At 34.1% G+C, this 26,521-nt stretch carries 26 protein-coding genes; 9 read left to right on the top strand and 17 right to left on the bottom strand.

Annotation, left to right across the window (positions count from 1 at the left end):
• The first annotated feature begins 204 nt into the window (after nucleotides 1–204).
• Nucleotides 205–1,629, top strand: a complete 1,425-nt coding sequence (locus ACTT1L_RS01320) for an amino acid permease (RefSeq protein ID WP_000079973.1) — start codon at nucleotides 205–207, stop codon at nucleotides 1,627–1,629.
• A gap of 62 nt (nucleotides 1,630–1,691) precedes the next feature.
• Here ACTT1L_RS01320 and ACTT1L_RS01325 read toward each other — a convergent pair whose 3' ends face one another.
• The 4 genes from ACTT1L_RS01325 to ACTT1L_RS01340 form a co-directional block, all read right to left on the bottom strand.
• Entirely contained in the window at nucleotides 1,692–2,879 is a 1,188-nt protein-coding gene (locus ACTT1L_RS01325) for an RtcB family protein (protein ID WP_061130957.1), read from the bottom strand.
• 273 nt (nucleotides 2,880–3,152) lie between these two features.
• Complete coding sequence (locus tag ACTT1L_RS01330) at nucleotides 3,153–4,184, bottom strand: fatty acid desaturase (RefSeq protein ID WP_061130956.1); 1,032 nt, start codon at nucleotides 4,182–4,184, stop codon at nucleotides 3,153–3,155.
• A 302-nt stretch (nucleotides 4,185–4,486) separates the two neighbouring features.
• A complete protein-coding gene (locus ACTT1L_RS01335; protein ID WP_270734031.1) occupies nucleotides 4,487–6,871 on the bottom strand; it encodes an immune inhibitor A domain-containing protein in 2,385 nt (794 codons plus the stop codon).
• Nucleotides 6,872–7,129: 258 nt separating this feature from the next.
• Nucleotides 7,130–8,803, bottom strand: coding sequence for an alkaline phosphatase (locus ACTT1L_RS01340; RefSeq protein ID WP_000497797.1), 1,674 nt, complete (start codon nucleotides 8,801–8,803; stop codon nucleotides 7,130–7,132).
• 267 nt (nucleotides 8,804–9,070) lie between these two features.
• Between ACTT1L_RS01340 and ACTT1L_RS01345 the strand changes: the two genes are divergently transcribed.
• Together ACTT1L_RS01345 and ACTT1L_RS01350 are read left to right on the top strand one after the other, a co-directional pair.
• Nucleotides 9,071–9,553 (top strand): DUF2975 domain-containing protein, encoded by a 483-nt coding sequence (locus tag ACTT1L_RS01345; RefSeq protein WP_000809102.1) that lies wholly within the window; start codon nucleotides 9,071–9,073, stop codon nucleotides 9,551–9,553.
• 10 nt (nucleotides 9,554–9,563) lie between these two features.
• Nucleotides 9,564–9,779 carry a helix-turn-helix domain-containing protein gene (locus ACTT1L_RS01350; protein WP_000974625.1) on the top strand — a complete coding sequence of 72 codons (216 nt, stop codon included), beginning with the start codon at nucleotides 9,564–9,566 and terminating at the stop codon, nucleotides 9,777–9,779.
• Between the two features lie 40 nt (nucleotides 9,780–9,819).
• On the opposite strand, the gene ACTT1L_RS01355 is transcribed toward ACTT1L_RS01350, so the two are convergent.
• From ACTT1L_RS01355 to ACTT1L_RS01375, 5 genes are all read right to left on the bottom strand, one after another.
• Nucleotides 9,820–10,131, bottom strand: a complete 312-nt coding sequence (locus ACTT1L_RS01355) for a hypothetical protein (RefSeq protein WP_000845552.1) — start codon at nucleotides 10,129–10,131, stop codon at nucleotides 9,820–9,822.
• 106 nt (nucleotides 10,132–10,237) lie between these two features.
• Complete coding sequence (locus ACTT1L_RS01360; RefSeq protein ID WP_001253792.1) at nucleotides 10,238–10,624, bottom strand: DUF3887 domain-containing protein; 387 nt, start codon at nucleotides 10,622–10,624, stop codon at nucleotides 10,238–10,240.
• A complete protein-coding gene (locus ACTT1L_RS01365) occupies nucleotides 10,621–11,304 on the bottom strand; it encodes a YhfC family intramembrane metalloprotease (RefSeq protein WP_001013700.1) in 684 nt (227 codons plus the stop codon). The genes ACTT1L_RS01360 and ACTT1L_RS01365 overlap by 4 nt, the downstream gene beginning before the upstream one ends.
• 89 nt (nucleotides 11,305–11,393) lie before the next feature.
• Nucleotides 11,394–12,710: a GHKL domain-containing protein gene (locus tag ACTT1L_RS01370; RefSeq protein ID WP_061130954.1), complete on the bottom strand. Its 1,317-nt coding sequence runs from the start codon at nucleotides 12,708–12,710 to the stop codon at nucleotides 11,394–11,396.
• Nucleotides 12,710–13,444: a LytR/AlgR family response regulator transcription factor gene (locus ACTT1L_RS01375; RefSeq protein WP_000021631.1), complete on the bottom strand. Its 735-nt coding sequence runs from the start codon at nucleotides 13,442–13,444 to the stop codon at nucleotides 12,710–12,712. Before ACTT1L_RS01375 ends, ACTT1L_RS01370 begins: the two co-directional genes overlap by 1 nt.
• Nucleotides 13,445–13,613: 169 nt before the next feature.
• On the opposite strand from ACTT1L_RS01375, the gene ACTT1L_RS01380 reads away from it, so the two are divergent.
• Nucleotides 13,614–14,567 carry a hypothetical protein gene (locus tag ACTT1L_RS01380; RefSeq protein WP_001084811.1) on the top strand — a complete coding sequence of 318 codons (954 nt, stop codon included), beginning with the start codon at nucleotides 13,614–13,616 and terminating at the stop codon, nucleotides 14,565–14,567.
• A 55-nt stretch (nucleotides 14,568–14,622) separates the two neighbouring features.
• Here ACTT1L_RS01380 and ACTT1L_RS01385 read toward each other — a convergent pair whose 3' ends face one another.
• The 4 genes from ACTT1L_RS01385 to ACTT1L_RS01400 are packed head-to-tail and all read right to left on the bottom strand — an operon-like array spanning nucleotide 14,623 to nucleotide 16,761.
• Nucleotides 14,623–15,216, bottom strand: a complete 594-nt coding sequence (locus ACTT1L_RS01385) for an HAD-IA family hydrolase (protein ID WP_048557992.1) — start codon at nucleotides 15,214–15,216, stop codon at nucleotides 14,623–14,625.
• A gap of 23 nt (nucleotides 15,217–15,239) precedes the next feature.
• Nucleotides 15,240–15,821, bottom strand: coding sequence for a kinase (locus ACTT1L_RS01390; protein ID WP_000107741.1), 582 nt, complete (start codon nucleotides 15,819–15,821; stop codon nucleotides 15,240–15,242).
• Nucleotides 15,821–16,363 (bottom strand): GNAT family N-acetyltransferase, encoded by a 543-nt coding sequence (locus tag ACTT1L_RS01395; RefSeq protein ID WP_000506659.1) that lies wholly within the window; start codon nucleotides 16,361–16,363, stop codon nucleotides 15,821–15,823. Before ACTT1L_RS01395 ends, ACTT1L_RS01390 begins: the two co-directional genes overlap by 1 nt.
• A 14-nt stretch (nucleotides 16,364–16,377) precedes the next feature.
• Nucleotides 16,378–16,761 (bottom strand): VOC family protein, encoded by a 384-nt coding sequence (locus ACTT1L_RS01400; protein ID WP_001049864.1) that lies wholly within the window; start codon nucleotides 16,759–16,761, stop codon nucleotides 16,378–16,380.
• Between the two features lie 283 nt (nucleotides 16,762–17,044).
• Between ACTT1L_RS01400 and ACTT1L_RS01405 the strand changes: the two genes are divergently transcribed.
• Complete coding sequence (locus ACTT1L_RS01405) at nucleotides 17,045–17,290, top strand: hypothetical protein (protein WP_000433609.1); 246 nt, start codon at nucleotides 17,045–17,047, stop codon at nucleotides 17,288–17,290.
• Between the two features lie 339 nt (nucleotides 17,291–17,629).
• Here the strand turns inward: ACTT1L_RS01405 and ACTT1L_RS01410 are convergent, their stop codons facing one another.
• Both ACTT1L_RS01410 and ACTT1L_RS01415 read right to left on the bottom strand, forming a co-directional pair.
• Nucleotides 17,630–18,166: a DUF2812 domain-containing protein gene (locus ACTT1L_RS01410; RefSeq protein ID WP_000448674.1), complete on the bottom strand. Its 537-nt coding sequence runs from the start codon at nucleotides 18,164–18,166 to the stop codon at nucleotides 17,630–17,632.
• A gap of 7 nt (nucleotides 18,167–18,173) precedes the next feature.
• A complete protein-coding gene (locus ACTT1L_RS01415; protein WP_001092642.1) occupies nucleotides 18,174–18,491 on the bottom strand; it encodes a PadR family transcriptional regulator in 318 nt (105 codons plus the stop codon).
• A gap of 206 nt (nucleotides 18,492–18,697) precedes the next feature.
• Between ACTT1L_RS01415 and ACTT1L_RS01420 the strand changes: the two genes are divergently transcribed.
• From ACTT1L_RS01420 to ACTT1L_RS01430, 3 genes are read left to right on the top strand one after another with little or no spacing between them, the layout of a single operon-like run.
• Nucleotides 18,698–19,627 (top strand): AAA family ATPase, encoded by a 930-nt coding sequence (locus ACTT1L_RS01420; protein ID WP_071741943.1) that lies wholly within the window; start codon nucleotides 18,698–18,700, stop codon nucleotides 19,625–19,627.
• On the top strand, nucleotides 19,624–20,787 hold the full coding sequence (locus ACTT1L_RS01425) for a DUF58 domain-containing protein (RefSeq protein WP_001014372.1): 1,164 nt from the start codon (nucleotides 19,624–19,626) through the stop codon (nucleotides 20,785–20,787). Before ACTT1L_RS01420 ends, ACTT1L_RS01425 begins: the two co-directional genes overlap by 4 nt.
• Nucleotides 20,762–21,871, top strand: a complete 1,110-nt coding sequence (locus ACTT1L_RS01430) for a DUF4018 domain-containing protein (protein ID WP_442821735.1) — start codon at nucleotides 20,762–20,764, stop codon at nucleotides 21,869–21,871. The genes ACTT1L_RS01425 and ACTT1L_RS01430 overlap by 26 nt, the downstream gene beginning before the upstream one ends.
• Nucleotides 21,872–21,927: 56 nt before the next feature.
• Here ACTT1L_RS01430 and ACTT1L_RS01435 read toward each other — a convergent pair whose 3' ends face one another.
• On the bottom strand, nucleotides 21,928–23,385 hold the full coding sequence (locus ACTT1L_RS01435) for an MFS transporter (RefSeq protein WP_001186942.1): 1,458 nt from the start codon (nucleotides 23,383–23,385) through the stop codon (nucleotides 21,928–21,930).
• 238 nt (nucleotides 23,386–23,623) lie between these two features.
• On the bottom strand, nucleotides 23,624–24,841 hold the full coding sequence (locus ACTT1L_RS01440) for an aspartate aminotransferase family protein (protein WP_442821736.1): 1,218 nt from the start codon (nucleotides 24,839–24,841) through the stop codon (nucleotides 23,624–23,626).
• A gap of 272 nt (nucleotides 24,842–25,113) precedes the next feature.
• Here ACTT1L_RS01440 and ACTT1L_RS01445 point away from each other — a divergent pair, with 272 nt between their 5' ends.
• The gene (locus ACTT1L_RS01445; RefSeq protein ID WP_442821737.1) at nucleotides 25,114–26,490 is read left to right on the top strand and encodes a catalase; all 1,377 of its coding nucleotides are present in this window, start codon (nucleotides 25,114–25,116) and stop codon (nucleotides 26,488–26,490) included.
• Nucleotides 26,491–26,521 lie beyond the last annotated feature (31 nt).

Here is a 26,521-nt window from a genome sequence, read left to right on the forward strand (position 1 = left end):
TTCGAAATGAAATCAATCTATTTATTCAATTTTCTAAAAATAAAAATATGTTGCGAACAATAATTTGAAAGCGCAAACAAAAAAATATTGACTTTTCTTTTTAATTATCTGAAAATTATAACAAGATTTCACATCACGGAATATATTCCACAATACGGAAAAACATCAAAATTTATGCTATCAACTACGAAAGTGAGGAAAACAATGGCGCAAGTAAATAATACAAACAATGAATTAAAACGTACGATGAAAAGTAGACACTTATTCATGATTGCACTCGGTGGCGTGATTGGAACGGGATTATTTAACGGATCTGGTTTTATTATAAGTCAGGCTGGACCTGGTGGATCCGTACTTGCCTTTATGGCCGGTGGATTATTAATGTATTTCGTTATGCTATGTCTTGGTGAACTCGCTGTAGCCATGCCTGTTTCGGGGTCTTTCCAGGAATATGCCACTAAGTTTATCAATCCTGCAACTGGCTTTACAATCGGATGGTTGTATTGGTTAAGCTGGGCGAATACGACCGGCCTTGAATTTACAACTGCTGGCATTACAATGCAGCGCTGGTTTCCTGATATTCCTGTTTGGGTTTGGTGTTTAATATTTGGAGTTACAATCTTCACGATTAACGCACTATCTGCTCGTAGTTATGCAGAAACAGAATTTTGGTTTTCAAGTATAAAAGTATCTGCCATTATCGCTTTTATTATTCTTGGTGGCGCCGCTATGTTCGGTTTTATTGATTTAAAAGGCGACGAACCAGCTCCGCTATTATCAAATTTCGTGAATCATGGTGGTTTATTTCCAAATGGACTTGCAGCTATTCTATTAACAATGGTTACAGTCAATTATTCCTTCCAAGGTACAGAACTTGTTGGAATCGCTGCAGGTGAAAGTGAAGATCCAGCAAAAACTTTACCTCGTTCTATTAGAAATATTATATGGCGTACGATGTTTTTCTTCGTCTTAGCAATCTTTGTTCTTGTTGCTTTAATTCCTTGGGAAGAAGCAGGATTAACAAAAAGCCCGTTCGTTGCCGTTTTTGATAATATCGGTATTCCCTATGCGGCTGATATTATGAACTTTGTTATTCTTACTGCTGTTCTTTCTGTCGCAAACTCAGGACTATACGCGGCAACTCGTATGCTTTGGTCATTATCCAAAAATGAAATGGCTCCAGCCTTTTTAAAGAAATTATCATCACGAGGAATACCTTTAAACGCTTTAATTATGACAATTGCTATTTCTGCTTTTTCTCTTTTAACAAGCGTTGTAGCTGCTGAAACGGTTTACTTATGGCTCATTTCCATTTCTGGAGTTATAACAATCATTGTTTGGATGTCAATTTGTGTCTCTCAATTCTTTTTCCGTAAACATTATGTAGCAGACGGCGGAAAATTAGAAGACTTAAAGTTCAAAACGCCACTTTATCCACTTGTACCAATACTTGGTTTTGGATTGTATGGCATTATATTAATCAGTCTAATCTTTATCCCAGAACAACGTCTAGGAATCTATTGCACTGTACCATTTATCATCTTTTGCTACACGTACTATCACTTTAAAGTTAAGAAAAGACTTGCTACTAACACTCGTAGTGAAAGTAAAATTAGCGAGACTATGTAATACTATACTTATATATAAAAGACCGCACATAGCTTTTACCTTATGTGCGGTCTTTTATCATTCTAATTCGCTTTAAAATTATATAACGGCTTAATAATATGCTTTATATCTATTGTCTCTTTCGTATTTTCGATAATTTCATTCATTGGCTTGTATACCATTGGTGCCTCATCAATTGTGCTCTCTGCTACCGATGTAGTCCAAACTTCTGTCATCGTATTTTGGAAGTCCTCTAGACTCAATAATTCTTTAGCCTTCTTACGACTCATGATACGTCCTGCCCCATGCGGACCAGAAAAATTCCAGTCTGGATTACCTTTACCAAATGCAATAATTGAACCATCTCTCATGTTAATTGGAATAATGACTCGTTCATCTTTCTGAGCTGAAATAGCACCTTTTCGTAGAATCATATTTTCTATGTCTATATAGTTATGTATTGTAGTAAATTGATCGGTTACTTTCCAGTCCATTTTCGTAACAATTTCATCAATCATTGCTTTACGATTTAACTCAGCATACTTTTGAGCAATATTCATGTCATTCATATAATCTTTGAATCCCTGTCCTTCTAAATAAGCTAATTCTTTTCGAATATTAGGCTTCTTTATTCCACGTAAAGTTTCTTGTATTTCTTTTTCTCTCCCCTCTTTCATTAATCTCTTAATAATCTCATCTTTCATTGATGTAACATCAATGAGTTGTTCATATGCGAAGTTTTGGTAATACTCTGCTATTTGTTTACCTAAATTACGAGAACCACTATGAATGACAATATATACATTCCCTTTATCGTCCTCATTCAATTCGACAAAATGATTTCCTCCCCCAAGTGTACCAATACTTTTTTGAGCGCGTTGTAATGTAAATGGAGCTCTCACACCATCAAAATCAATCATTTTTGAGAATCGATGTTCTTTATCTCGGATACGAAAACCACTTGGAACGAATTTACGAATTGTTTCATCTAAACAATCGAAATTAATTTCTTCTTTTTTCTTATCAATTACAACAACTTCCATACCACAACCAATGTCTACCCCTACAAGATTAGGAACAATTTTATCTTGTATTGTCATTGTTGTCCCAATCGTACACCCTGCTCCCGCATGTGTATCTGGCATAATACGAATTTGACTATCCTTTACAAATTCTTGGTTACAAAGATCAATAATCTGCCCTGTCGCAGTCTCATCAACGTTATTCGTAAATACTTTCGCTTCATTGTATTTTCCTTGTAATTTCAACATCTTTCATTTCCCCTTCCTTTTGAAAGAATTATTTTATTACGTTGTTTCTATTCTCATCATTACTCTCATCCACCTTCTGCTTTCCATTATATATGTATGATATCCTTCACAATAATAAAAAAAATGATGTTTTATCTTGTTTACATAATATTATTATCATATCCTTGAATTTATACCTACATATGAGTATTCCACGTCCTCAATATCCGTTATATATAACAAAAACTCCCCTTAAATCGAAAATGATTAAGGGGAGTTTTATAGCCGATGAAATTATAATTCCGATTTCACCCGGACAGAAACATTATTTTTAATTATATTTTTGACTTCTTTAAAGCTAACAAAATTGTTACTTTTCTCATCCCAAAGACGGAAACGTAGTGATTGTAAGCTTGTAGCAAGTGTAATTGTTGGTACATTTTTTAACAGAAGCGTATTATTGTGTGCCTCTTCTAGCTTATAATTAGGTACTCTTGGACTTAAATGGTGAACATGATGAAATCCAATATTACCAGTTAAGAATTGCAAGATTTTTGGAAGTTTATAAAATGAACTTCCTTCTACTGCCGCTTTTACATATTCCCAATCTTTATCCTCTTCAAAATAAGAATCCTCAAAAGTGTGCTGTACGTAAAACAGCCAAATCCCTACTGAACCTGCAATTAAGAATATCGTACCATGTACTAATAGAAACGATTGCCATCCTATTGCCCAGCAAAGTATAGCTACTACAGCAACGATAATAATATTCGTCAAATACGTATTCATACGTTCTTTCTGTCTTGCACCTTTTCGGTTAAATCTATTTTTAAGCAAGAAAACATAAATCGGACCTAATCCAAACATAACGAATGGATTGCGATATAAACGATATGCTAAACGAAGTCTAAATGGTGCAGCTACATATTCATCGACTGTAAGCGTCCAAATATCTCCTGTACCTCGCTTATCTAAATTACCACTTGTAGCGTGATGAATCGCATGCTCATGCCCCCATTGATCAAATGGGAATAACGTTAACACACCCATACATGTACCTACTATTCTATTTGCACGTCGACTTTTAAAGAATGAATAATGGGTACAATCATGAAAAATTATGAAAATTCGCGTCATAAAACCAGCAGCTAACAAAGATGGAACTAATGCTAACAGATAAGAAACAGACAAACTTTTATAAGCGAGATACCATAAAACAACAAATGGCACGACTGTGTTAATAAGTTGCCACACACTTTTTTTAATTGTTGATTTTTCATATGGAGCAACTTGTTTTTTTAAATTTTTAGTATTTTCTAATGTCATTTTACTAATTCCTTTCCTTTTTGTTGCTAATTCATATTATAGCATACTATTAGTATCAGGTGTTAAAAGTAGATGTAATAAATATTATTATATACTATAAAATTCTCTTTTTCTTACTCAATACTTACAAATTACTTACGCTCAAAATAGCGCTATAATTGAACAGATTGAGCATTTTATTTATCAAATACATTTCCAATCTTTACAATTAAAACCGAGAACTTTTTACAAGCAGAAAAGAGCTGCCATAAGTCAGTTTCACCGGCTTATGGCAGCTCCTCTTCATTTCATTTCATTTTATTTTATCGATGGATCCAAACTGCACCTGCAGACTTGTCTTCAGCTTGACCTACTACTTCAAACTTCAATCCTAGTTTAGGTAACTTACGTCCCGCATCTGGAATAACGCTGTTGATGTATTGCTTAGAATCATCAAATTTTGCAACTCCTGGTAATCCTTTATAGTCAAAGATACCGCGAGTTGGTGAATTTACTTTCCATGCTGGCGTTTGATCAAATGAGAATGCCGCATCGGCAATTTGATAACGTGTACTGCTCTTCACAGTAGGTTGTCCGTTTAATATTCCTACGATTGCCTCTGGATGAGAATCTACTACTCCAAGGAACCCTTCACCTGGATGAACGCCTACCCAGTTATCTGTAAAGCTTTGATCCGCATACCATACAACCATTCCTGTATTAAATACTGGACCACGTGCATATTGTAATGCAGTATCAGACCCAGCGTAATTACGCCACTCGATATAGTAGTTATGTTTCTTCTGTTCAAATCCGTTAGACACAGTAAATCCTTTTAATGTCATTGCTGGCTGGCCTTCTGCGTCATCAGAGAAAACAACTTTTCCATCTACAGTTAATGCTGCATTGTCTAACGCAAATCCTTTATATGCTACTGCAATATCTGTTACATACTCAAATTGCAGTTTTACTTTCTTTCCTTTGAATTGATTTAAATCATATGATTTATCAATCCACTTACCATCCGTTGTATCTATACCGCCTTTTACATCTTTTTCGCCCATTCGATCAATGCGTGTCTTCGTTCCATCTTCTGCAATCGCATATACGTCAAGGAAATCATACTTCGCTTCCAGTTCGTAAAATGCCTTATAATCGAACTTGGCATCCGTTGCAGTCGTTAAGTCAAATACTGGTGTCTCAAGTGTTGTATGAATGTCATTTCCTTTCGTACTGTAATAAAACTTCTTACCAAATGCTGACTCAATATTTTTTATATCTTTGTCTGGCAAGTTAACACGAATGATTCCTGGTCGTTTTGATTTTGTCACACTTTGATCTAAATACGTTGCAGTACCGATTCCCGTGCGAAGTTTATCATAATCTACCTCAACAATATTCGCCCAGTTCCCCTTCATATTTTTTTGGAAAAACTCTTTATTTTGCGGTGAGAAACTTGTTGGCTCTGTACCTGCAATTTTTCCAGCCCAGCTACCGCCGCTCATTAGGGACCATGATTCAACTGGTTCACCTTGTCCTGAATACTTTGTATCATATTCATCTGGCAACCCTAAATCATGACCATACTCATGTGCAAACACACCAACCGCTCCGTCTTCAGGCTCGATTGTATAATCGTATGCTGCCATCTTTCCGCCCCAGTTCGAAACAGAAGATTTTGTCCCATCAATCGCATATGGCTTCGATCCTAGTTTTGAACGATGAGACCAAATCGCATCATCTTTCAATTTACCACCGCCAGCTTCTTGACCCACGCCTGCATGTACTACCATTAAATGATCAATGATTCCATCTGGCTCATTTTTATTTCCATCACCATCTTGATCGTATTGATCAAATTGATCATAATCAGCTAAATTAATGCCTTTTGCTACTGCTGCTTTCAATGCTTCTTTCACAAAATCTTTTGGGCCTAAAGGACCTTTGTTGTCATGACCAGTTCCCGCATCAGCACCATAATCTGACGCTTTTCCTGGAACAGTAAGCCATTCTGTTACAGTTCCATCAACTGTGTAGCTTCCGCCAGATTGTTCTTCATAATATTGTTTAAATGTATTAATCTTCGATCCATCAAATAACGTAAATGGCTCATCACCAAATAACATTTTTTGATAATGTTCACGATTAAAGTCCTTAGAATACATATACCCCGGTTCTTGATCGATATTATTATGCTTAAAATCGCTAAATTCTACGAGTAATACAAGTACTTTATCTTTTCGAACAGCCCCATTGTACTCAGCTTGCTTCGCTGGTGTAGTCGGTACTTTTCCATTTAATTTTCCTGGGTTCAATCCTGGACCTTGCCCAGCTACTGATCCTACTTCGGGCTGCTGCGCTTGTTCATTTTCCTTCATTTTTGCATCTTTTACTTTTTTCATAAAATCTGAAGCTTCTTGCGTAAGATTATCTCCTGTCAAGATTTCTTTTCCAGGGTTTTCCCCTTTCTTTTTCTCAACATATTTTTCGACAGCCTTTGATGTCTCAGCTTGTGATGCAGATTGATCGATTACTCCCCGTTGCTTCAGCGCTTCTGCCAAGCGTTCCTCTGGTATTAAATGCTCATCAATTGGTAGAGATGGTGGCGTATCAGCATACGCTGCATGAATTCCAAAAGTAAACGTACTACTTAGCACTGCTGCTGTTGTTAATACCGCTAAAGGTTTTAATTTCTTTTTCTTTTTCAATGTATTTCCTCCCCAGTGTCTGCAAATTATCGATTTTTGCCGATAGCAATATAATATTCGTTATAATACGAATATTCAATCTTTTTAAAGTGCTAAAATGTTGAGAAATATTTTTTCTAGGATGAAAAACATAAAATAGGTAAATTTACAGGAAGTTCACTCTAGAATTTGTGGTTCTCTTTCCTCTTTTTTTCGAGTGAAATCTCATCTACACAAAAATGCCAATTCCTAAGTAGTAGCTAAGGAATTGGCATTTTTTTAACGAGAATGCTTTATGAATAAACGAATTGCTTCTTCTGGTACATAGAACTTACCATTGCTTTCTACAACAACACTTCCTAGTTCATAATCTTTATTCTTAATACGAATTATATTTTTGTTAACAAATAATTGAGCTGTTACATTATTATGTTTTACTATGAGTACAGGATTCGCTACATCAGTTTTATCTATTGTTACAGTTGCACCATTCTGCTTAAAGGCTAATTCACTCTCTACAAATAATTTGTTTGTTACTTCTTCTAAATTAAAGCCCATCGCTTTCGCTATTGTCTTTGCAACGTCCGTGTTTTGAATCAAACCAACTGGCTTTTGAGGGCCGTATGAATATAAAAATACATCCTCACCAGTATGACCTCCTGTTGTAAAGCCTATGTTCGCACGGTTAGCCAATAATGTAGTGAAAATTGGACCTACGTCTATTTTCTTTTTAACCACTTTTAACCTTTCTTTTTCATCATAAGTTAAATTGTCCAACCCGTATAATTTAGCTACCTCTTCTACATTGGATAGATCAGATTTCAAATTATTGATAGTCCCTTCAAGTGTCATTTTCGCTTTTTTCAATGGATCAATATATGCAGAGACCGGCGTAGTATTATAACCTTTTGTCGTATTCATATTGCCAATAGAAATACCGCTATTACCATGGTCCGCTACGGCGATTAGCATCGTATTACCATCTTTTTTTGCAAATCTTAATGCTTCTGCAACTGCATGATCAAATGCTAACACATCACTAATCATCCCAATTGGATCATTCACATGTGCTGCCCAGTCTGGCTTACTTCCTTCCACAAATAAAAAGAACCCATCTTTATCTTTTGATAACGTTTGAATGGCTTTTTCCGTCATTTGCGAAAGTGTTGGTTGCTCCGGATTTATTGCTTCACGATCCATATCAAATGCTAAGGCAATATGTGAGAATGAGCCCCAAATTTTATTAGATTTAGATTTCAATAATGCCTCTTTCGTTTCAATAAAGTCGTAGCCTTTATTTTGAATCACTTTTACTAAATCTTCACCATCTTTTCGAATCCCACTATCTGTCTCAGGTAGAAGTGCTGCTTTTCCCCCGCCTAATACGACATCTATATTTTGATATACTTGTTGCTCCGCGAGCACTTCAAAATTGTTACGATTCACATGATGAGCGGAGAATCCAGCAGGAGTAGCATGCTGAATTTCAGCTGTGGCAACAATTCCAGTTGCGCGACCAGTACGTTTCGCACCTTCTAAAACATTGGCAACTGGACGTAATTTGTCCTCTTCTTTTATTGGTTTTAAGCCAGGTGAACTCACAATAGTAGGTAATACCCCTACATATCCTGAATTCGATTTATTCCCCGTCGCTAATGCTGTAGCTGCTGGAGCTGAGTCTGTTATAGCTGATTCCGCCGAATATGTACGAACTCCTCCTGTTACAATTTCATCTAATGCAAGTGGTTTCCCTTTATACAAGCGAGCTAATGTGGTTGCTGAAGAACTTGTTCCGTCCATAACCATTATGATTACATTTTTCGGTTGGCGTTCTACTTTTTTCACTTTCGCTTCCACCGTATGATCATCCATCATACTTTCAGTACATAACATACTTAGTGTTATCGTTCCTACTAACAGTAACTTCTTCATCTTTAAACCCAATACAAACATGATTGCGCCTCCATTAGTTTCACATTCATTTACATACAAAATTCTGACTGCCTACATATGTTTTATTAGTTCCCAATTTTTCTAAAGCTAACAATAGTAACTTTCTCATTCATTACATGTCGGTATAGTTCATCTATCTTATAAAAAAGATTTCCCATCATTAACTTGTTTAACAACAAATCCCCAATTAAAATAAATAAAAATTTATTGTTAAACAATAAATTTCATGGTAAATTAATAAGATATTAAATAAATGAGGTGCTTTTTATGAAACAAGGATCAACACTTTTCTTAAAGACAGCTGTGATTCTAATGGGTATCCCTGTTCTTGCTATGTGCATTTTTTTAGTCCCTAAAATAGGGAATTTCGCTGCTGAATTATATCCCGAAATGGCATATATTAAATATCTTGTATTTATCAATTTATACGCGACAGCAATACCTTATTACTTCGCACTGTACCAAACATTTAAGCTTTTAAACTATATTGATAAAAACAACGCATTCTCAGAGTTGTCTGTTAAAGCTTTAAAAAATATTAAGTACAGCGCACTAGCCATTAGTGTATTATATGTATTAGGTATGCCACTTTTCTATCTTGTGGCAGAGAGAGATGACGCCCCTGGTATTATTATTATTGGAATGATTATAATTTTTGCTTCAATGGTAATCGCGGTCTTTGCTGCCGTACTCCAAAGACTATTAAAAGATGCGATAGATATAAAATCAGAAAATGATTTAACGGTCTGAGGTGAATAATATGGCAATTATTATTAATATTGATGTAATGTTAGCGAAAAGAAAAATGAGTGTAACAGAGCTTTCGGAGAAGGTTGGAATTACAATGGCTAACCTTTCGATCTTGAAAAATGGAAAAGCAAAAGCAGTCCGTTTTTCAACTTTAGAAGCAATATGTAAAGCATTAGAATGCCAACCAGGAGATATTTTAGAATATCGCCCTGAAGATACCGAATAAAAAGAGTCCTTCATACGAGAAGGACTCTTTTTATTGTACATTACGGCGCAAAGCTAATTTGACCAGTAAACAATAAGATAATTGCGATAATCCAAAATATAAAAAATGATGAGGACAGTATGAATGAAAGAATCGCAATCCCCTTCTTCTCTGTTTTTTTCGTCATTGTAATGATAGAAAATATGATACCTACAACTGTTAGGGCAACTGTAACATAATCTCCCACTATATTACCTGCATTCGCTATCCTTGTCGGTGTAATAAAAACGAACAGAAAACATAAAATGCCGATGAGTAAAGATATGTAGCTTATTATACTGTACTTCTTTTTAGGAACTATTTCAGTTTTCATACTAATCCCCCCTTCTATATAGCTATAAGTTCATATTAGCACAAATAACCATAATTTAGTTAAAACAAAAAAGAGATACAGCGGAAACTTCCACTGTATCTCTTTTTTATTTAATAACTAAACCCGCTATTTCTTCTTTATCATTATAAGTTATAATGAATGTCCGTTGTTCTTTACTATATTTTGCTACAAGAATAACAGTATATAAGCCATCTTTTTCTTCAATCGATTGTTTTTCAATTTTTTCAAATGTACCAGCTTTCTCTATTATAGGTGTAAGATCTTTCATCTTTTCTTCTGACAATGCAGCTTTCATTTTACTATCAAATTTTTCACGCACGTCTTTATACTTTGCCTCATTTAATAATGATACAATTTCTTCCGCCTTTGGAATAAACTTTTTTGACGTACTTTCATCTACTTTATTACCGGTACATGCTGCGAGCGCGAACGCCGCGATAGCACTTATAATAATAAGTAACATTCTTCTCATTTTAATACACCCTTTCTTTTTAAAATGAAACTATAACTAAAAGTGAGTAACGCAAAAATTGCTATTGAAACTTCTGACATAATAATCCCGCTTTTCCCTGGCACATATAGCGATATAATGCCAGCTAATGCATTTACAGTCCCATGGATGAGAATTGCATATACAACATAACGAAATTTCTTTTGGACAACAGCTTGCAATACAATGAAAGAAAGCCCAACATGCAATACCATCGCAAAGATGCGTTCAATACCACCGAGATAATAACTGTCACCATTTTGAATGACTGTTTGTGATAATAATAGGGATATTACTGGGATACCGACTATCAACACCGCCTCAATACCACCATGCCCTGCTCCAAATAAAAAACCAGACTGCCAATCTCGTTGCTTCATAAAATAACGCATTGCGATAAAACGAGCTATCTCTTCAAAAATTCCAGCTGATATACTAAGCAAAACTGCAAATAGTATAGGCTGCATAACAGAAAACATTTGAAAATCTGTGCTAGTTCCATTTAAATAATTTAGCATTGGTATGCGAATCAATATTTGTGATACAACAAAAGCCAATATACCTAACATATATGGAATATAGCGTTTCTTCCAAAAAGCATATAAAAGTGCTATAAGCGGTAAACCAAAGCTAATCATTGTTGTAAAAATAAGACCATTCATCTCGCTTCACCTCTTACTTGAAGTGTATAAAATTGAGTGAAGAAAGTATGTAGTTATTTCTTATTCGGTTTCCTTTTCATCATAGATGGTCATTTCATCTCATTTAATATAAATGTTTGTGTGAAATAAGGACTTACATAAGTTGTTTCTAACGTCGCATTATTTGTTTTATTTATGATTCGTTTTAACGAAAATAGCCCGTACCCTCTAGCACCTTCTTTACTTGAATGGTTTTTCTCATAAATTTTTTGTAAATCAATCGCTTCCCCCTTTGAACTATTACGCACGATAAAATATTGTCGTGAATCCATTTCAAAGAATGCGATTTGTAATATCTTTTCCTCACTACATACTGCTTCCTCAATTGCATTATCTACTAAAACTGAAATGATACGAATAAATGAAATAATCGTCATCGAAACACTTTCAATGTTCTCTGGTATATCAAGCATTACTTTTATTTGTTGCTGCTGAGCAGTGCTAACTTTTGCTCTTAATACGCTTCTTACTTCAGGAATTTGTATGCGAGATAATTTTGCGATATCAAGTTCATGATCATTTATTGTTTTTAATGTGGGAGCAATAACATCGTAGTACACTTGCTCAATTTCTTTCACATTTTTTGTACGTATTCCTTCTTCTAACGATAGTAATACATTCATATAATCATGACGAAAACTAGCAAGCTCATCATGCATATCCTCTAATTTTTCCACATAATCTAATAACTCTTTATCTAAACGTTTTTCATGCTCTTCTCGTAACTTTTCTTTCGATAAATGTGAGCTTATTAGTACGATGATTAGTAATAATAAAAAAATAATAATCGCTGAATTATAACTTACTTCACTGTATTGTTGATTTATTTTTGCTAAAAACTCAGTTGACGGCTGAGTTAAAATTAGTTCAATAATAAACCCGATCATTAATAATATATAAGTTACATAGTATAACGGACTACTTACTATATATTGAGCGATTTTTTGAATTCTTTTACGCGCTACTAAAATACCGATAAAAGTAAGGATTGATACGATAAGATGAATAATACTACCTGTCCATAAATATAAATTGAATGGCGTTAACATAAAGATTTTCATCCCTAAATCTAATAGCAACATTTTCACTAACGTTATAATCACCATACTCACCAGTGCAAAATATACATTATGCTTAAATTTCAATTCATTTTGCATTAATCCTAAACTTATTAAAAATAACACAATCGTACTATTCAATTCTGGATATCTCGTTACTGTTACAACAATAGCAAGTAAAATAATGAATACCGTACTTAAAGCTATTAACATTCTAACTGACAATCTGTTGTATCGGATTAATTGTATATATAAAAACGTATGACACATACTAGTAAGCAGTATTGCAAATAAATCATAAATATACATTACATCTCACCCTTTAACATGTTACGTACTTTACTCACTAAACGCCGTGACACTGGAATGCGTTTCCCGCTTTTTAAAACTATCATTTTTTGTTTCGCATCGTAAGAAGACATTTGCTTCGTATTCACGATATATGACTGATGGCAACGAAATAAACGTTCATCTATTATTTCTATCTCCTTTAATGCTCCATAAAAATAAACGATTCGATCTAACGTCACTAATGCTAACCGGTGCGGTTCATCAGTCATAACATATTCAACTTCATGAAAAGGAACCCGCACAGTGGCATTACTATTTTCAACGATAAAGTCATCGGACGGAATAATATGCTTATTTCTTGCTTCATATTGAAGTAAACATTGTTCAAAAACTTTATATCTCTCCTCGTATGGCAACCCTTTATCAATAAAAGTTAAAGCTGATACCATGTATTGATATGAAATAGGTGCAAATTCAGAATGCGTCGTTACAAACACAATAATTCCTTGCGTATCATACTTTCGTATCTCTTGTGCTACTTGTAACCCTTTACGCTCTTCCCTTTTAATCTCTATATCTAAAAAATAGATTGGAACATACTTCGCCTTCGGAATATTAGTAATAATATTTTCACTTTTACTAGTCACCTCAATAAAATCAAAAGGCAACATATATTTCTCACAAATCTCTTCAACTAACCGCTTCATTTGCTGTGCTTGTATAACATCGTCTTCTAAAATGAAAATACTCATGTAATCACTCGCTTTATTGGAATCTATTATTAGAATAACATGACTACTTACAAATACTGAATAATATTCCCTATATTTTCATATCCAATGATAATTAATATCGCTTTTTCTATATATTAAAAAGGCATTTAAAGTACTAGTATAGAATATAGATTAGAGGTGATTTTTAATGAATAGTATACAAATCGAAATAAATATACTAAATAAATGGATTAAACAATTTCTACCTGAATATGATTTATTCTTTTTCCCTAAAAAGTATGGAGCAGTAGTAAAACATTTCACTTCTAATACTTTACTAATGCCTAAAGAGGAATTTTCTAACCATACCATTTTTAACAATATTAATAGCAGAAATAGTTATCAAGTATGGAATATTCATAAGGACATTCAATTTGTTTGTGTAGCAAACCCTAGTTTGATTATGCAATGGGACAAAGAAACACGCGAAAGTATTTTCCGAATTCAATTTGAAGTTAATAGAGGCTCTATTTATGAATGGGATATGATTGAATGTGTACTAGAGGATATACCATCTCCTTCAAGTAAAACGGCCATATTACAACATGTATCTCCTTATTCATTTACATATGATTCGAAGCGTTATATAAGTATGCAAAAATCACTATGGGATAACTTACATAAAGAGTTTCAATATAAATTTTTACTTTTATTAACAAAACAATTTGTTTATCAAACTTCATTAAGTAAAGAGCAAATCAAAAAATTCGAAAATAGTTTCCCCCATATCGCTCCCTATTTTAATAGTTTTTCAAGTGTAAACGGAGCAAATTGTCTTGCAGCTACTTTAGCGAGTATTTGTAGTGAAAAATCTGAGGCAAAATGGATTATTACGAAATGGGTACATGATAATAGCTTTCTAAAAGGTTTACAAATAAAACAGTATCGATTAAAATCAGCTTCTATCGATTCTTTACAACCTAGCGATATCCTTGTTTGGAAAAATGAAAAGAACAAAGTACTACATGCCTCTTTTCATCTAGGCGGCGGCTATTTCTTTAATAAAAATGGACAATCATTTTTTAATCCATGGCAATTGGTACATATAGAAAGCTTGTTGAATACATGGGAGAACGAACGTATTGAAGTGTATAGAAAATAAAGATGCAATACTCTAAAAAATTAAGACTGTATCTTCAAATGGAAAGATACAGTCTTTAATAATCACTTATTTTTAAAAAAAACTCTCTATCAATCACTACCTGAAAAAATTCCGAGTAATGCGATAAAGAATAATCTGCTACATCACAACTCCCTTGAAACACACATGTTGAAATACCTAACTCTTTTGCAGGTATTAAATCTAACTCCCTGTCTCCAGTAGCTAAATCAATATTATGCTTTTTATGCAGATGATCATAAGCTAACGAATTCGGTTTTCGGGGGAATCCATCGTCAATTGTAACCATGTCGACGAAGTATTTGTCCCAGCCGTAATATTCTAAAATTTCCATAACCCCCGCCCTATGTTTATGAGTCATAATCACATTTTTATCCGCATATTTCAAAATCTCTTCAACACCTCCAAAAGGTTTCATATCTTTTGGAGTGATTTTCCCCTTCAAAATTTTAATCTGTTCTTCCTGTTCGCATGAAATATTATAATACTGAATTGCATGAGAATAGGATGTTTTTAAGTTTTTGTATATTTCTTGTTTATCTACTGTATCACCTAATATTTCAGAAAGAAGTTTTGTATAAACTGGATACGTATCAAATAACGTACCATCAAAATCCCATAAAATATTCATTATGCCCACCTTCTATTTTCAAATCATTTGATGATTAAATCCGCCCAATCCTTCGGCAATTCCGTTTCTAAGTAATAATCCTCTGCTTTCCAATACCTATTCTCAAACTTTGAAAGGTTTTTCTGTGTTTTCTTACTCTCGCGTAGAAATCTTGTCTCTCTTGGACAATCCAAGTACACCATATAATGAAAGAAATCTCTCCATTCTTTTCGCTGTAGAAAAACACCTTCAATTACAATTACGCCTACTATGGGAATCTGTACTTTCTTCATTTCACATGAGTCTACCTCATCATTATAGAACGGTAATTTCAGTCTCGTTTCATTTTGTAACTTTTGAAAAAACTTTTGCCGAAGCCACTCAATATCCCATTGCAAATAATAATACTCATACCATTCTTCAAATCCGGTATCATAGCGTTTATTACGCTCCACTATATGATCATCAATATGAAAAATATGAAACGGAATGCTTTCCTGTTTCATATTTTCCTTTAAATTTGCAACAAATGTTGTTTTTCCTGAACGACTTAAACCATCTATACCTAAAATGAACCTATTTTCTTTATGCTTCTTCATAACATTTATCAATTCACTCGTACTCATTATTTCTTCCACTCTTCTTTTAATAAAGAATATAAAATCGTATCATGCGCAACTCCATTTTGAATCATATGTTTTCGAAGTAATCCTTCTTCTTGAAATCCTGCTTTACTTAATAATTTTTGAGAAGCTTTATTCTCTACATATACAACAGCAGCAATTCTTATAAGTTGCAACGTTTCAAACCCGTAAGCTAAAATCGCCTGTAACGCTTCCGAGGCGTATCCTTGTCCCCAATATGTATCGTCTAATTCATAACCAATTTCAGCTCGCTTATGATGATGGTTAATTAAATGAAAACCGCACGTTCCGATTAATTGGCCCGTCCCCTTTTTCTCTATTCCCCAGCGAAATACACTTCCCTCTTCATAACGATTTTTAAACGTTTGAATCGTTGTTTTCGCTTGCTCAATATTTTCGAAAGAATCCATTCCGAAATAACGTATTACAGATTCTTTTGAAAAATAATGGAACATCGTTTCTGCATCTAACAGTGTTAGTTCTCTTAATTGTAAACGTTCTGTTTCTAGTTTCGGAAATCCCATCTCTTTTTCTCCTTCTATTCTAATGAACTGCAAATTTCAATATAATTTCCATCTGGATCAGCAATATATGCAATGGTTTGCCCCCACGGCTTTACAATTGGTTCAACTAAAACCTTAATACCTTGTTCTCTAAGTTGCTCAATCGTTTCTTGTACATTTTTGACAACGAATCCTAATTCAAAATGAGAAGATTGTAACTCGCCTTCTGTAAGTGGTAATCCTGTTAATTCTTTCACATCTTGCCGCGTATTCATTGCTAATATTGTAGATCCCGTATTAAATTCAATATATGTACCGTGCTCTGCTTTTATCGGTAACTGTAATACATCTTTATAGAACCTTAAACATTCCTCAAACTTTTCTACATATAAAATGATGTACTTCATTTTTAAATTCATTTTACATCCCCCTTTATATCCATCCCTAAAATTTCGACAAAAGTCTCATAAAAACCTTGTTTCCTATAGTAGCGAGCACAAAAAAATGAGGCCGATTTCTCGGCCTCCCAGCTTATTGGCATAAAACAGGAGATTTGGTTTGGACATAACCAGTTCGTACTCTTATTATATTTTATTTTTTCTGAATTTTAAATACATTAAACACCTATTTATATTGAGAAAGTTTTTTCGCTTGCATAAAATTAATGAGTTTAAGAAATGCTACAAATGGAGGTGTATACATATGGAACCAATGCTATGTCCAAGTTGTAAAACGAACCGCACTCGCTTTAATATTCTTGAGCAACAAGTAAAACCAGTCAAATTAAATCCACAAACTGGTCAAGTAGAAGAAGAATATACAAATGAAACGATGAATGCTTTTCATATGGCCTATCAAGGACCTACTTACAGAGTCCAATGCGCTGTATGTGGGCTTGTTGAAAATCCTGAACAATTTATTAAACCTGCTCAAAATCAGTCTTTCTAATAAAAACATGATTATCCCTTGTAGAAATAGATTTTTCTATAAGGGATTTTTTCGTTTTATACTTTAATAAAAAACGTGTTTCTTCCTTATTATAAGTTACACCCCACATCTTTTTAGTCATCTTTTATTTTTTGATCCTCAATATGAATCTTTTTTCTTCATTTATTATTTTCAGGGTAAATTATTGCGGCTTTGATATTGTTAATTTTATGCCTTCATATAGATTTTTATTATATAAAAAAGAGTGAGCAAAAATACGATTATATAGAAACAAAAGAAGTTGATTCCCATATTAATTACCTCTTTACAAAATCAACTTCTTTTAAACTCCACTTTTTATTATAATATTTCACTTTTTAATTTCTTGATTTTCCAAGAAAGTCTTATAAAGAAGTACATCCACATACCACCTGTAAGACCGGTCATAACTTTCGCCCACATTGGCACTCTTGATTCCATCGGGCTTAAAAACAGATTATACATTGATGGTAATAAACTTGCTGATATAATAACAAGGAATAACAATAATTCATTTAGTTTTTGTATCCTCGTCTCCTTTTCTGAGTAAATATCAGGCAATTCATTTACTTCTTCTACTTCTTTACAAAAATAATTCCATCTTGTGAAACTTGTTACGCGTTTCCAACCTGACATTTCGTATATTTCGAAATATTCTTGTTGTTGTTCTTTCGAATCTCTATAAACCAATCTAAAATCAGCTTTGTACATTACATCTTTTGGCTCCGTTTTCTGAAACGTATACATTAAATTATATTTTTGTAATGCCCAACCTTGCTGATGCATCTTTCGTAAAAAAGCTTCTTCTTTTTCTAAATTCCATGCCATAAAAAATTTGAATACCCTTTTTGTCTCCATCTTCCATTCACTCCCCTAATATACTATTCCCATTCCTTACAGATCGTTGCAACCTGTTATACTCTAGCTCTAACACTTCTTTACCAAGTGGCGTTAACTCATAGCACTTCTTTCTATCTGTTGAGGCAACTTCAACAATTAATTTCTCTTTTAATAACTTCGTCGTATTCCCGTATAAAGTTCCAGGACCGAGCTTTACTTCTCCATTTGTCATCTCTTCTACCATTTGCATAATTCCATAACCGTGCATTGGTTTCACTAGTGATAACAGTATGTAATATGTCGCCTCAGTTAACGGAATATATTTTCTCGCTTTCGTATTCATTATAACCACCTCCGATACATCGCCTCATGATATATCGACTCGCGATACATCGTATACCGATATTATATATTCACACTCCAAAATATGCAAGAGTATAATTTAATAATTGAATATTTATTTCTTTGAATTGAAAAATCATATAAATTTTCTGAATAATTTGTTAAAATATAGAAATATCCGTTTATATTTTGAAAGGAATGATACATATGATAAATAAATTGAAGGAAAATATAGGATCAGTTTTTGTAGGTAAAGAAAATGTTATAGATCTATTAATTGTTTCCTTGCTTGCTGACGGTCATGTACTTCTTGAGGATGTACCTGGTACTGGGAAAACGTTACTTGCGAAAACACTTTCAAAAAGTATTGGTGGTAATTTTTCTCGCGTTCAATTTACACCGGATGTACTTCCGAGTGATGTGACAGGTATTGAATATTTCAATCCGAAAACGAGCGAATTCGAGTTAAGACTCGGACCAGTCGTGGCAAACATTCTACTCGCAGATGAAATTAACCGTGCAATGCCGAGAACACAGTCTAGTTTATTAGAAGCGATGGAAGAACGACAAGTGACGCTTGAAAAGCAGTCAACTCCTCTTCCAAAACCGTTCTTTGTTATTGCGACGCAAAATCCAATTGAATCACAAGGAACGTTCCCTCTTCCAGATGCACAGCTTGATCGCTTTTTAATGACAATTTCTATAGGTTATCCGAATTCTGAAGATGAACTACAAATGATGCGACGTTTTCGTAACGATGCACCACTAGAAAGTGTCACATCTGTTATTACTTTAGATGATATTTTAGAGGCACAGAAACGAGTAAAAGAGATTTTCGTATCAGAACCGTTAGAACATTACATTATTAAACTTGCTCATGCTACAAGAAATCATGATTATATCGCTAACGGTGTAAGTCCGCGTGCCACACTTGCTTTAGTACGTGCAGTTCAAGCGCTAGCCTTTTTACGCGGGAGAGAATATTGCACACCAGAAGATTTACAATTGTTAGTTCCTTCTGTTTGGAATCACCGTATCATCTTATCAATGGAAGGCGCATTACGTACGACAAAAAATGAAATGATGCAAAAGATTTTAAAAGAGGTTGACGTACCAGTGGAGATTGAGCAAACATGAATGGACAGCGCGTTGTAACTGTACCTTTATTTTTTCAACTTCATATTATTCAACTATCTGTTCCAGGCGCGATACTATTTACATTTTTTATGCCGCAACGAATCATTATGTTTTTCTTTTTCTTCTACTATTTATTTGCGATTTTCATTTATAAATATGTCGCATATATAGAGAAACAGTTTCAAGTGCTAAACGAGAAACAAACAACTCGTTTATTTCCTAATGAATCTGGACAGTTTTTTATTCATTTAAAAAATGGAGCAAACATACCACTCGTTAACGGTGTTTGTTATTTTCATTTAGACCCGTCCCTACTACCGAATAAAGATCAAGGAATTGAACAAATATCAAAAACACTATTCTCTTTCCCATTTTCACAACCTGCTCATTCAGCGCAAAAATGGGATTTATCATTAACTGCAACGAAGCGTGGCGTGTTTCAAATTGAACAGTTCGAATGTGTTTTGAAAGATCCTTTTCATTTATTATCTGTACATTTACCTGTATTTGATAAATTAAGAACTGAAATTATTGTGTACCCTTCTCCTAAAGAAGTAGCAGGTTTGCAAGAACTTCAGCAACTTTTAAATGGATCTTATCGAACGAATTTTTCTTTTTACAATGATGAAACATCTATTATTGGTGTGAAACGATATGAACGTGAGTCTTTCCGTTCTATTCATTGGAAAGCATCTGCTAAAATGCAGGAATTACAGGCGAAGCAATATGAACCTGTAAAAAATTATAGTTGGACAATCTGTCTTTCTTTAGCTGCTGATCGCGGGTTTGGTTGGAAAGATAATATAGAAGATCTTATTTCATTTGCAACATACATTTGTCAATATGCTACGAAGCATCAAATACCGTTTGAATTATTTATTAGTATATTAGCTGAAGGTGGTCCTCTGCACTTACCATTAAATGAAGGGCAAACACATTACGCAAAAGCTTTAGAGGAATTGGCACGTATTTCAGACGATAGCACATTAATTCCGAAACAAGGATTTCTCCATTATACAAATAGAAAAGGAGAACGATCGTCTACGATGATTTACATTGGCTTGCAGAAGAATGACCTCTCTCTTCTATCGCAACCTACGTTTCTCATAAATAACGAAGGGATGGTGGAAAAGCTTGAAAATTTGGCTCTATCACGTTAATGACTTTATTCTGCTGCTCCTCCTTTCGTTATTAACAGAAAGGGACGAACTTGTTGCTATTGCTATATTTTTAGCACTAAGCTATATTGGTGTATTTCTAATCCATACATTCACGAAGAAAAAAACAACAGGATTTGTCATACTGTTAATGACTCAAATAATCGGTTGTTCTATCTTTCTCCCGTTCTCTCTATTTGGCACAATTATGTTACCGCTTTTCTTCTTTATCGTACATGTAGTTGGACCAGGATACCCAGTTCAAAAATCGTTAGGTAGTATTGTTTGGTTTGGTGTTTCAGCTATATTTTATGCGCCTTTTCCACCACTCGGGAAACTATTACTATTAGTTATACACATTATGATTACATTTTGGTTAACTGGAGCAAATCGTAATCAACAGTTATTACGTTTCGCTTCTATTATTACGATTGGTGTAATGAGTATAGTACTTATTCAAGTGTTTCCTTTCATTCGGCTTGTTTTTTCATTTATCATAGAAGCAGTTGCATTAGGGTTCGGATACGCTATCAATCCATTATTTTCAGCAGCCGTGTTAAAAGAAACAGATGATTTTTGGTCGAATAAAGGAAATCTAAAAGACCCTACAATTAAGGATGATTTGGAGCCACGTTCTTTTGATCCAACTCTTATAAATAGCATTACCATATTAGTTTGTACACTCATTGCTATTTATGTCGTTTGGAAAATAATAAAAAAACGAAAACAATTCAGTTTACCAAATATACCTGTCTTTGAATCTACTATCATCACTGATAAAGAAGGAATGAGCCAAAAACGTTTGAAACGAAACAAACCGCCACATAACGAAATTCGAAAAGAGATTTTTAAGCTTGAAAGTAAGTTAACTCCCCCTTTAAATAGAAATCGAGGAGAAACTATTGAGGCATGGTTAGATAGAATAAATAGTGAAGAAGATGTAAATATTCAGAGTCATATTATTATTAATGCTTATAATACAGTGCGTTATTCAAATGAGGAAAACATCGTACTTTTGCAGGAATTTAAGGATGAAATTCATAAGCTTTACATGTATCAGAAGGATTTAAAGAAAAGGAAAAAATAATACAACAAAAAGACTCCTATTTTCATAGGAGTCTTTTTGTACTTCTACGTTACTTTTTAAATTGAGGCGTTTTTCCCTGCTTCAATCTCTAATGACTCTTCATGCCACCAAAGTGTTTCTTCAGGATCTTCTTTAGCAATTTGGTGTGCTTCTTTTTTCGATTCTACTGTAGGATATGAACCTTTTAGCGCACGTCCTGATGTTGTAACGAATAGTACACTAAATACAACTAATCCAATAATACTTACACCTGTTAAATAAAATGCCGGTGCAAGCGGGTTACCAGTTGCATGAACTAAGTATGAACATACAAGTGGTGTTGTACCACCAAATATCGATACAGAAATATTAAATGAGATTGAAAGTGCTCGGTAACGTACATCAGTGAAAAAGAGTGATGGTAATAATGAAGGTAATGTTCCTTCATATACACTTAGGAAGAAACCTAATACGAAAATACCTGCAAATATAGCTGCAATATGCCCGTTACCTATTAGTAAAAATGCTGGAATTGCAAATACAGTTAAACCAAGTAAACCAATTTGCACGACGCGTTTATTACCAATTTTATCACTTAATTTACCGAAATATAGTGCTAGTGGAATCATAAGTGCCATCGTAATAGAAATAATTAGTAAGCCTGTTGTTTCTTCGACTTTAAGTACTTGAGTTAGATAAGAAGGAATATACGAAAGAATCATATAATTTGTAATATTAAAGAAGGCGACAATTACTGTGCTTAATAAGAAGTCTTTTTTGTGATATTTCATAATATCCATAAATGAAAATTGTTCATTGTCTTCAGATTCCTCTTGTGCTTTTTCCATCTCTTCAAAGATGGGAGATTCATCTAAATGACGGCGTAAGTATAAACCGACCAAACCAATTGGTGCAGCTATTAAGAAAGGAATACGCCAGCCCCAGCTGAGCATTTGTTCATCTGTTAACAATAACGTCAAAATGGTAACAATTACCGATGCAGCAATGTAACCTGAGAGTGTTCCAATTTCAAGACCACTACCGAGTATACCACGCTTTTTATCTGGAGAAGATTCTGCGATATAAACCATTGCTCCTGAATATTCGCCGCCTGTAGAGAAGCCTTGAATCATTCGGGCAACTAAAAGTAGTATTGGTGCCCATACACCAATTTGTTCATAGGTTGGTAGTAATGCGATGAATAATGTAGAAAGTGCCATTAAAATAATAGTAGTACTTAACACGATTTTTCGGCCGTACTTATCTCCTATTCTACCAAAGAATACACCTCCGATTGGTCGAACGAGGAAGGCCGCTGCAAATGTACCGAATGTAAGTACAAGTTGCAATCCACTATTATCAACACCTGAGAAGAATAATTGACTTAAAATTACCGCTAAATACGCGTATAATCCGAAGTCAAACCACTCCATTGCGTTCCCTATACCAGTAGCAACTACTGCTTTCCTGGCTTGTTTAGGATTAACAATATTAACGTCTTGAGGTTCAAAATTTAAATCATTATTTTGTTGCATATAATAAAACAGCTCCTTATTTAATTTAACTTCTTTAAGCACACCTTCTCTTATTGAATAAAATTAATTCGAAGCACTTAAGGAAAATTAACGTCTCCTTATCTGTTATTATTGTTTCACATAATTAATTATTTGTCCAATGAGATGCTCTCTAGGTTAAGTAATTTACTATTTTAAAAAGCTGAAGAAGCCGCTAAAATAGCGACTTCTTCAGCTTTTTATATTTTTTTATATTTTTTTAAATACTTGCTGTAGCAGCTATGTTATGAATACAGGAAATAAACTCATAAATGAATGCGTCAATTTCCTCTTTCGTAATAATATACGGCGGAAGTAATCGAATAATATTCCCTTGTGTTACATCGACCAACATTCCTTTACTCATTAACTCAATCTGTAATTTCTTCACATTTTCATTCGTGTCATTCACACTTATCCCAAACATCATCCCCGCATGACGCACTTCCTGAATATAATAAGAATTTTCTTTCTGAATGTCTTGCAGTTTGTCATTCAAATATAGTGACGTTTCATATGCTTCTTGCATTAAACCATCGTCAAGTAATGTATTTAATACAGTTAAACCTAAAGCCGTTCCCATTGATGAATGAGCAAATGTGGTGCCGTGATCTCCTGGTGCAAATACATCACATAACTTTTCACCTACAATAATTCCGCCAAGTGGTATCCCGCCTCCTGCTCCTTTACCAATTTGAATAATATGTGGTGTAATATTGAAATTTTGATAAGCAAATAGTTTTCCTGTTCTCCCCATACCACTTTGAACTTCATCAACGATAAGTAATACATTATATTTCTCACATAAATTTTGAACACCATGTAAATATTCACCCGATAATGGATAAATTCCCCCGCTTCCTAATACAGGTTCTAACATAATTGCAATTGGATTTTCATGAATTATTGTCTCTTCTAATTGCCCTATATTCTCGCGCTCAACTTCATATACTGGGATCGATGTTTTCGGGAAATTTTGATATACACTTTCTTGTCTCGTAAAATGAAGTGCCCCCAACGTACGCCCGTGGAAACTATTCTTCAACACTACAATTCCTTCACGTTCTTCATGCATAATAGCTCTATATTTATCAATTAATTTCAACGTCGTTTCTGTCGCTTCCGTACCAGAGTTTGTAAAAAAGACCTTTCCGTTTTTTAAAGAGCAATCAACTAATTTCTTTGCATATTCAATCGCAACTGGATTTAAAAAGTGAAACGGTAGATGCAACGACTTCGTAACTTGATCCATTGTTGTTTGTACGATTTTCGGGTGATTGTATCCTAATACATTTACTCCGACACCAGAAAATAAATCTATATACTCTTTACCATCCACATCATACAGCTTACACCCTTCTCCTCTTTCTATCGTAAGCTTTGTACGACAATACGTTGACATCATATACTCTTTATCTAATTGAAACCAATCCGACATGTTACATTCCTCCTAGTTATTTTCCCTGTTTTATTTATGTTCATTTTCTATAAAGTCATGTATAAATTCATTTTTAAGATTGAAATTTTAACAGTAATGTTCTTCCCGATATTCATTTTCCCATAATTTCTTCTATTTCAACAGGTCCACTACATACGCGTTTTTTTCATCTAGCGGTCTGTTACTATTTTGAGCTTTGCGTGTTATACATAATCAAGGCAATAAAATCATATTTAGTAACAATGGACGAAAAAGATTTGGAGGCTATATTGATGAATGAACACTATGATAAACAGAGGCAATCTTTACTAGGGAAAGACTTTAATGAAAATGGAGAACGTAATGAACAAGCAATCCTTCACTCTCAAACAGTTGGTTCAAGTGGACCTGTTCTAGAGCAAGATAGTGTGCTTCACGAGGCGTTACAACAATTTATTCACGAAAAAATTTTAGAAAGACCTGTTCATGTAAAAGGATTTGGTGCGTTCGGTTATTTTCAAACAATCTATCCAATGCCCGAACATACTAAACTAAATTTCCTACAAAATGCTAATGAGAAAGTTCCCGTTATGGTGCGATTTTCATTAGCTGTTAGCACGAAAGGAACACCTGATACTTCTAGAAATGTACGCGGTTTTTCTACAAAATTTTATACAAAAGAAGGTATTTTCGATCTATTATGTAATCACATTCCTGTCTTTTCTGTCCGCGATCCGATGCGTTTCCCTGAAACCATTCAAGCGTTGTCACCTTCACCTAAAAATAACTTATTAGACCCTAATAGATTTTGGAGCTTTGTCGCTAGAGCACCTGAATCCATACATTTCGTTGTCCGTTTGTACTCTGATAATGGTACGGCCAAAAGCCTTCGCCACATCCCAGGACATAGTGTAAATACATATGTTTGGAGAAATGCAGAAGGCAATCGAAAGTATGTAAAGTATCATTGGTACCCATTTGAAGGTGTACAATTCATTACTAGCGAGGAAGCAAATAAACTGGCTGCTGAAAACCCAGATTATAGCGGGAAAGATTTATATGATGCAATTGCAAACGGTAAACCAGTGGAATATGGTTTATATGTCCAGCTCATGGACCCGAAAGATGAAGCGCATCTTTCTTACGATCCTTTAGATGATACAAAGATATGGGATGAAAAAGCGTATCCTCTTATACCAGTCGGCAAAATGGTATTAAATAAAAACCCTGAAAATTATATGGAACAAGTAGAAAAAGTCGCTTTCTCCCCTTCTAATTTACTTGACGGTGCTGAATTATCAGATGATAAAATGTTGCAAGGGCGAGCTAACATTTATAGTGATTCTCAAAGAAGAAGAATTGGTCCCGAATTTCGGAAATTAACGATTAACCAACAGCAAAATTGGACACCTGCTAATCAAATAACGAGCGGTGACGGAAGATACGTTGAAGGTAAAATTGAAAGAACTTCAATAACGAAACAAGATGACTTTACGCAGGCTAGTGAATTTTATACGAAGTTAAAACCGATAGAAAAAGAACATCTTGCAGAAAACTTAGCTGGTGATTTGAAAGTTATATCTGATGATATTAGAAAGATAGTGTTAGAGTATTTTCATAACGTGTCAGCTGATTTGGTGAAGAGGATTGAAACCAAGATAGAAAAATAATAAGAAGTAAGAACGCATCGACTTTTTTCAT

Source organism: Bacillus sp. FH (assembly GCF_052216825.1).
Lineage (GTDB): Bacteria > Bacillota > Bacilli > Bacillales > Bacillaceae_G > Bacillus_A > Bacillus_A paranthracis.

Bases quoted from the DNA above. Each gene is read 5' to 3' on its own strand.
- ACTT1L_RS01320 (WP_000079973.1), top strand. From the start codon at position 205: ATGGCGCAAGTAAATAATACAAACAATGAATTAAAACGTACGATGAAA.
- ACTT1L_RS01325 (WP_061130957.1), bottom strand. From the start codon at position 2,879: ATGTTGAAATTACAAGGAAAATACAATGAAGCGAAAGTATTTACGAAT.
- ACTT1L_RS01330 (WP_061130956.1), bottom strand. From the start codon at position 4,184: ATGACATTAGAAAATACTAAAAATTTAAAAAAACAAGTTGCTCCATAT.
- ACTT1L_RS01340 (WP_000497797.1), bottom strand. From the start codon at position 8,803: ATGTTTGTATTGGGTTTAAAGATGAAGAAGTTACTGTTAGTAGGAACG.
- ACTT1L_RS01345 (WP_000809102.1), top strand. From the start codon at position 9,071: ATGAAACAAGGATCAACACTTTTCTTAAAGACAGCTGTGATTCTAATG.
- ACTT1L_RS01350 (WP_000974625.1), top strand. From the start codon at position 9,564: ATGGCAATTATTATTAATATTGATGTAATGTTAGCGAAAAGAAAAATG.
- ACTT1L_RS01355 (WP_000845552.1), bottom strand. From the start codon at position 10,131: ATGAAAACTGAAATAGTTCCTAAAAAGAAGTACAGTATAATAAGCTAC.
- ACTT1L_RS01360 (WP_001253792.1), bottom strand. From the start codon at position 10,624: ATGAGAAGAATGTTACTTATTATTATAAGTGCTATCGCGGCGTTCGCG.
- ACTT1L_RS01365 (WP_001013700.1), bottom strand. From the start codon at position 11,304: ATGAATGGTCTTATTTTTACAACAATGATTAGCTTTGGTTTACCGCTT.
- ACTT1L_RS01370 (WP_061130954.1), bottom strand. From the start codon at position 12,710: ATGTATATTTATGATTTATTTGCAATACTGCTTACTAGTATGTGTCAT.
- ACTT1L_RS01375 (WP_000021631.1), bottom strand. From the start codon at position 13,444: ATGAGTATTTTCATTTTAGAAGACGATGTTATACAAGCACAGCAAATG.
- ACTT1L_RS01380 (WP_001084811.1), top strand. From the start codon at position 13,614: ATGAATAGTATACAAATCGAAATAAATATACTAAATAAATGGATTAAA.
- ACTT1L_RS01385 (WP_048557992.1), bottom strand. From the start codon at position 15,216: ATGAATATTTTATGGGATTTTGATGGTACGTTATTTGATACGTATCCA.
- ACTT1L_RS01390 (WP_000107741.1), bottom strand. From the start codon at position 15,821: ATGAGTACGAGTGAATTGATAAATGTTATGAAGAAGCATAAAGAAAAT.
- ACTT1L_RS01395 (WP_000506659.1), bottom strand. From the start codon at position 16,363: ATGGGATTTCCGAAACTAGAAACAGAACGTTTACAATTAAGAGAACTA.
- ACTT1L_RS01400 (WP_001049864.1), bottom strand. From the start codon at position 16,761: ATGAATTTAAAAATGAAGTACATCATTTTATATGTAGAAAAGTTTGAG.
- ACTT1L_RS01405 (WP_000433609.1), top strand. From the start codon at position 17,045: ATGGAACCAATGCTATGTCCAAGTTGTAAAACGAACCGCACTCGCTTT.
- ACTT1L_RS01410 (WP_000448674.1), bottom strand. From the start codon at position 18,166: ATGGAGACAAAAAGGGTATTCAAATTTTTTATGGCATGGAATTTAGAA.
- ACTT1L_RS01415 (WP_001092642.1), bottom strand. From the start codon at position 18,491: ATGAATACGAAAGCGAGAAAATATATTCCGTTAACTGAGGCGACATAT.
- ACTT1L_RS01420 (WP_071741943.1), top strand. From the start codon at position 18,698: ATGATAAATAAATTGAAGGAAAATATAGGATCAGTTTTTGTAGGTAAA.
- ACTT1L_RS01425 (WP_001014372.1), top strand. From the start codon at position 19,624: ATGAATGGACAGCGCGTTGTAACTGTACCTTTATTTTTTCAACTTCAT.
- ACTT1L_RS01435 (WP_001186942.1), bottom strand. From the start codon at position 23,385: ATGCAACAAAATAATGATTTAAATTTTGAACCTCAAGACGTTAATATT.
- ACTT1L_RS01440 (WP_442821736.1), bottom strand. From the start codon at position 24,841: ATGTCGGATTGGTTTCAATTAGATAAAGAGTATATGATGTCAACGTAT.
- ACTT1L_RS01445 (WP_442821737.1), top strand. From the start codon at position 25,114: ATGAATGAACACTATGATAAACAGAGGCAATCTTTACTAGGGAAAGAC.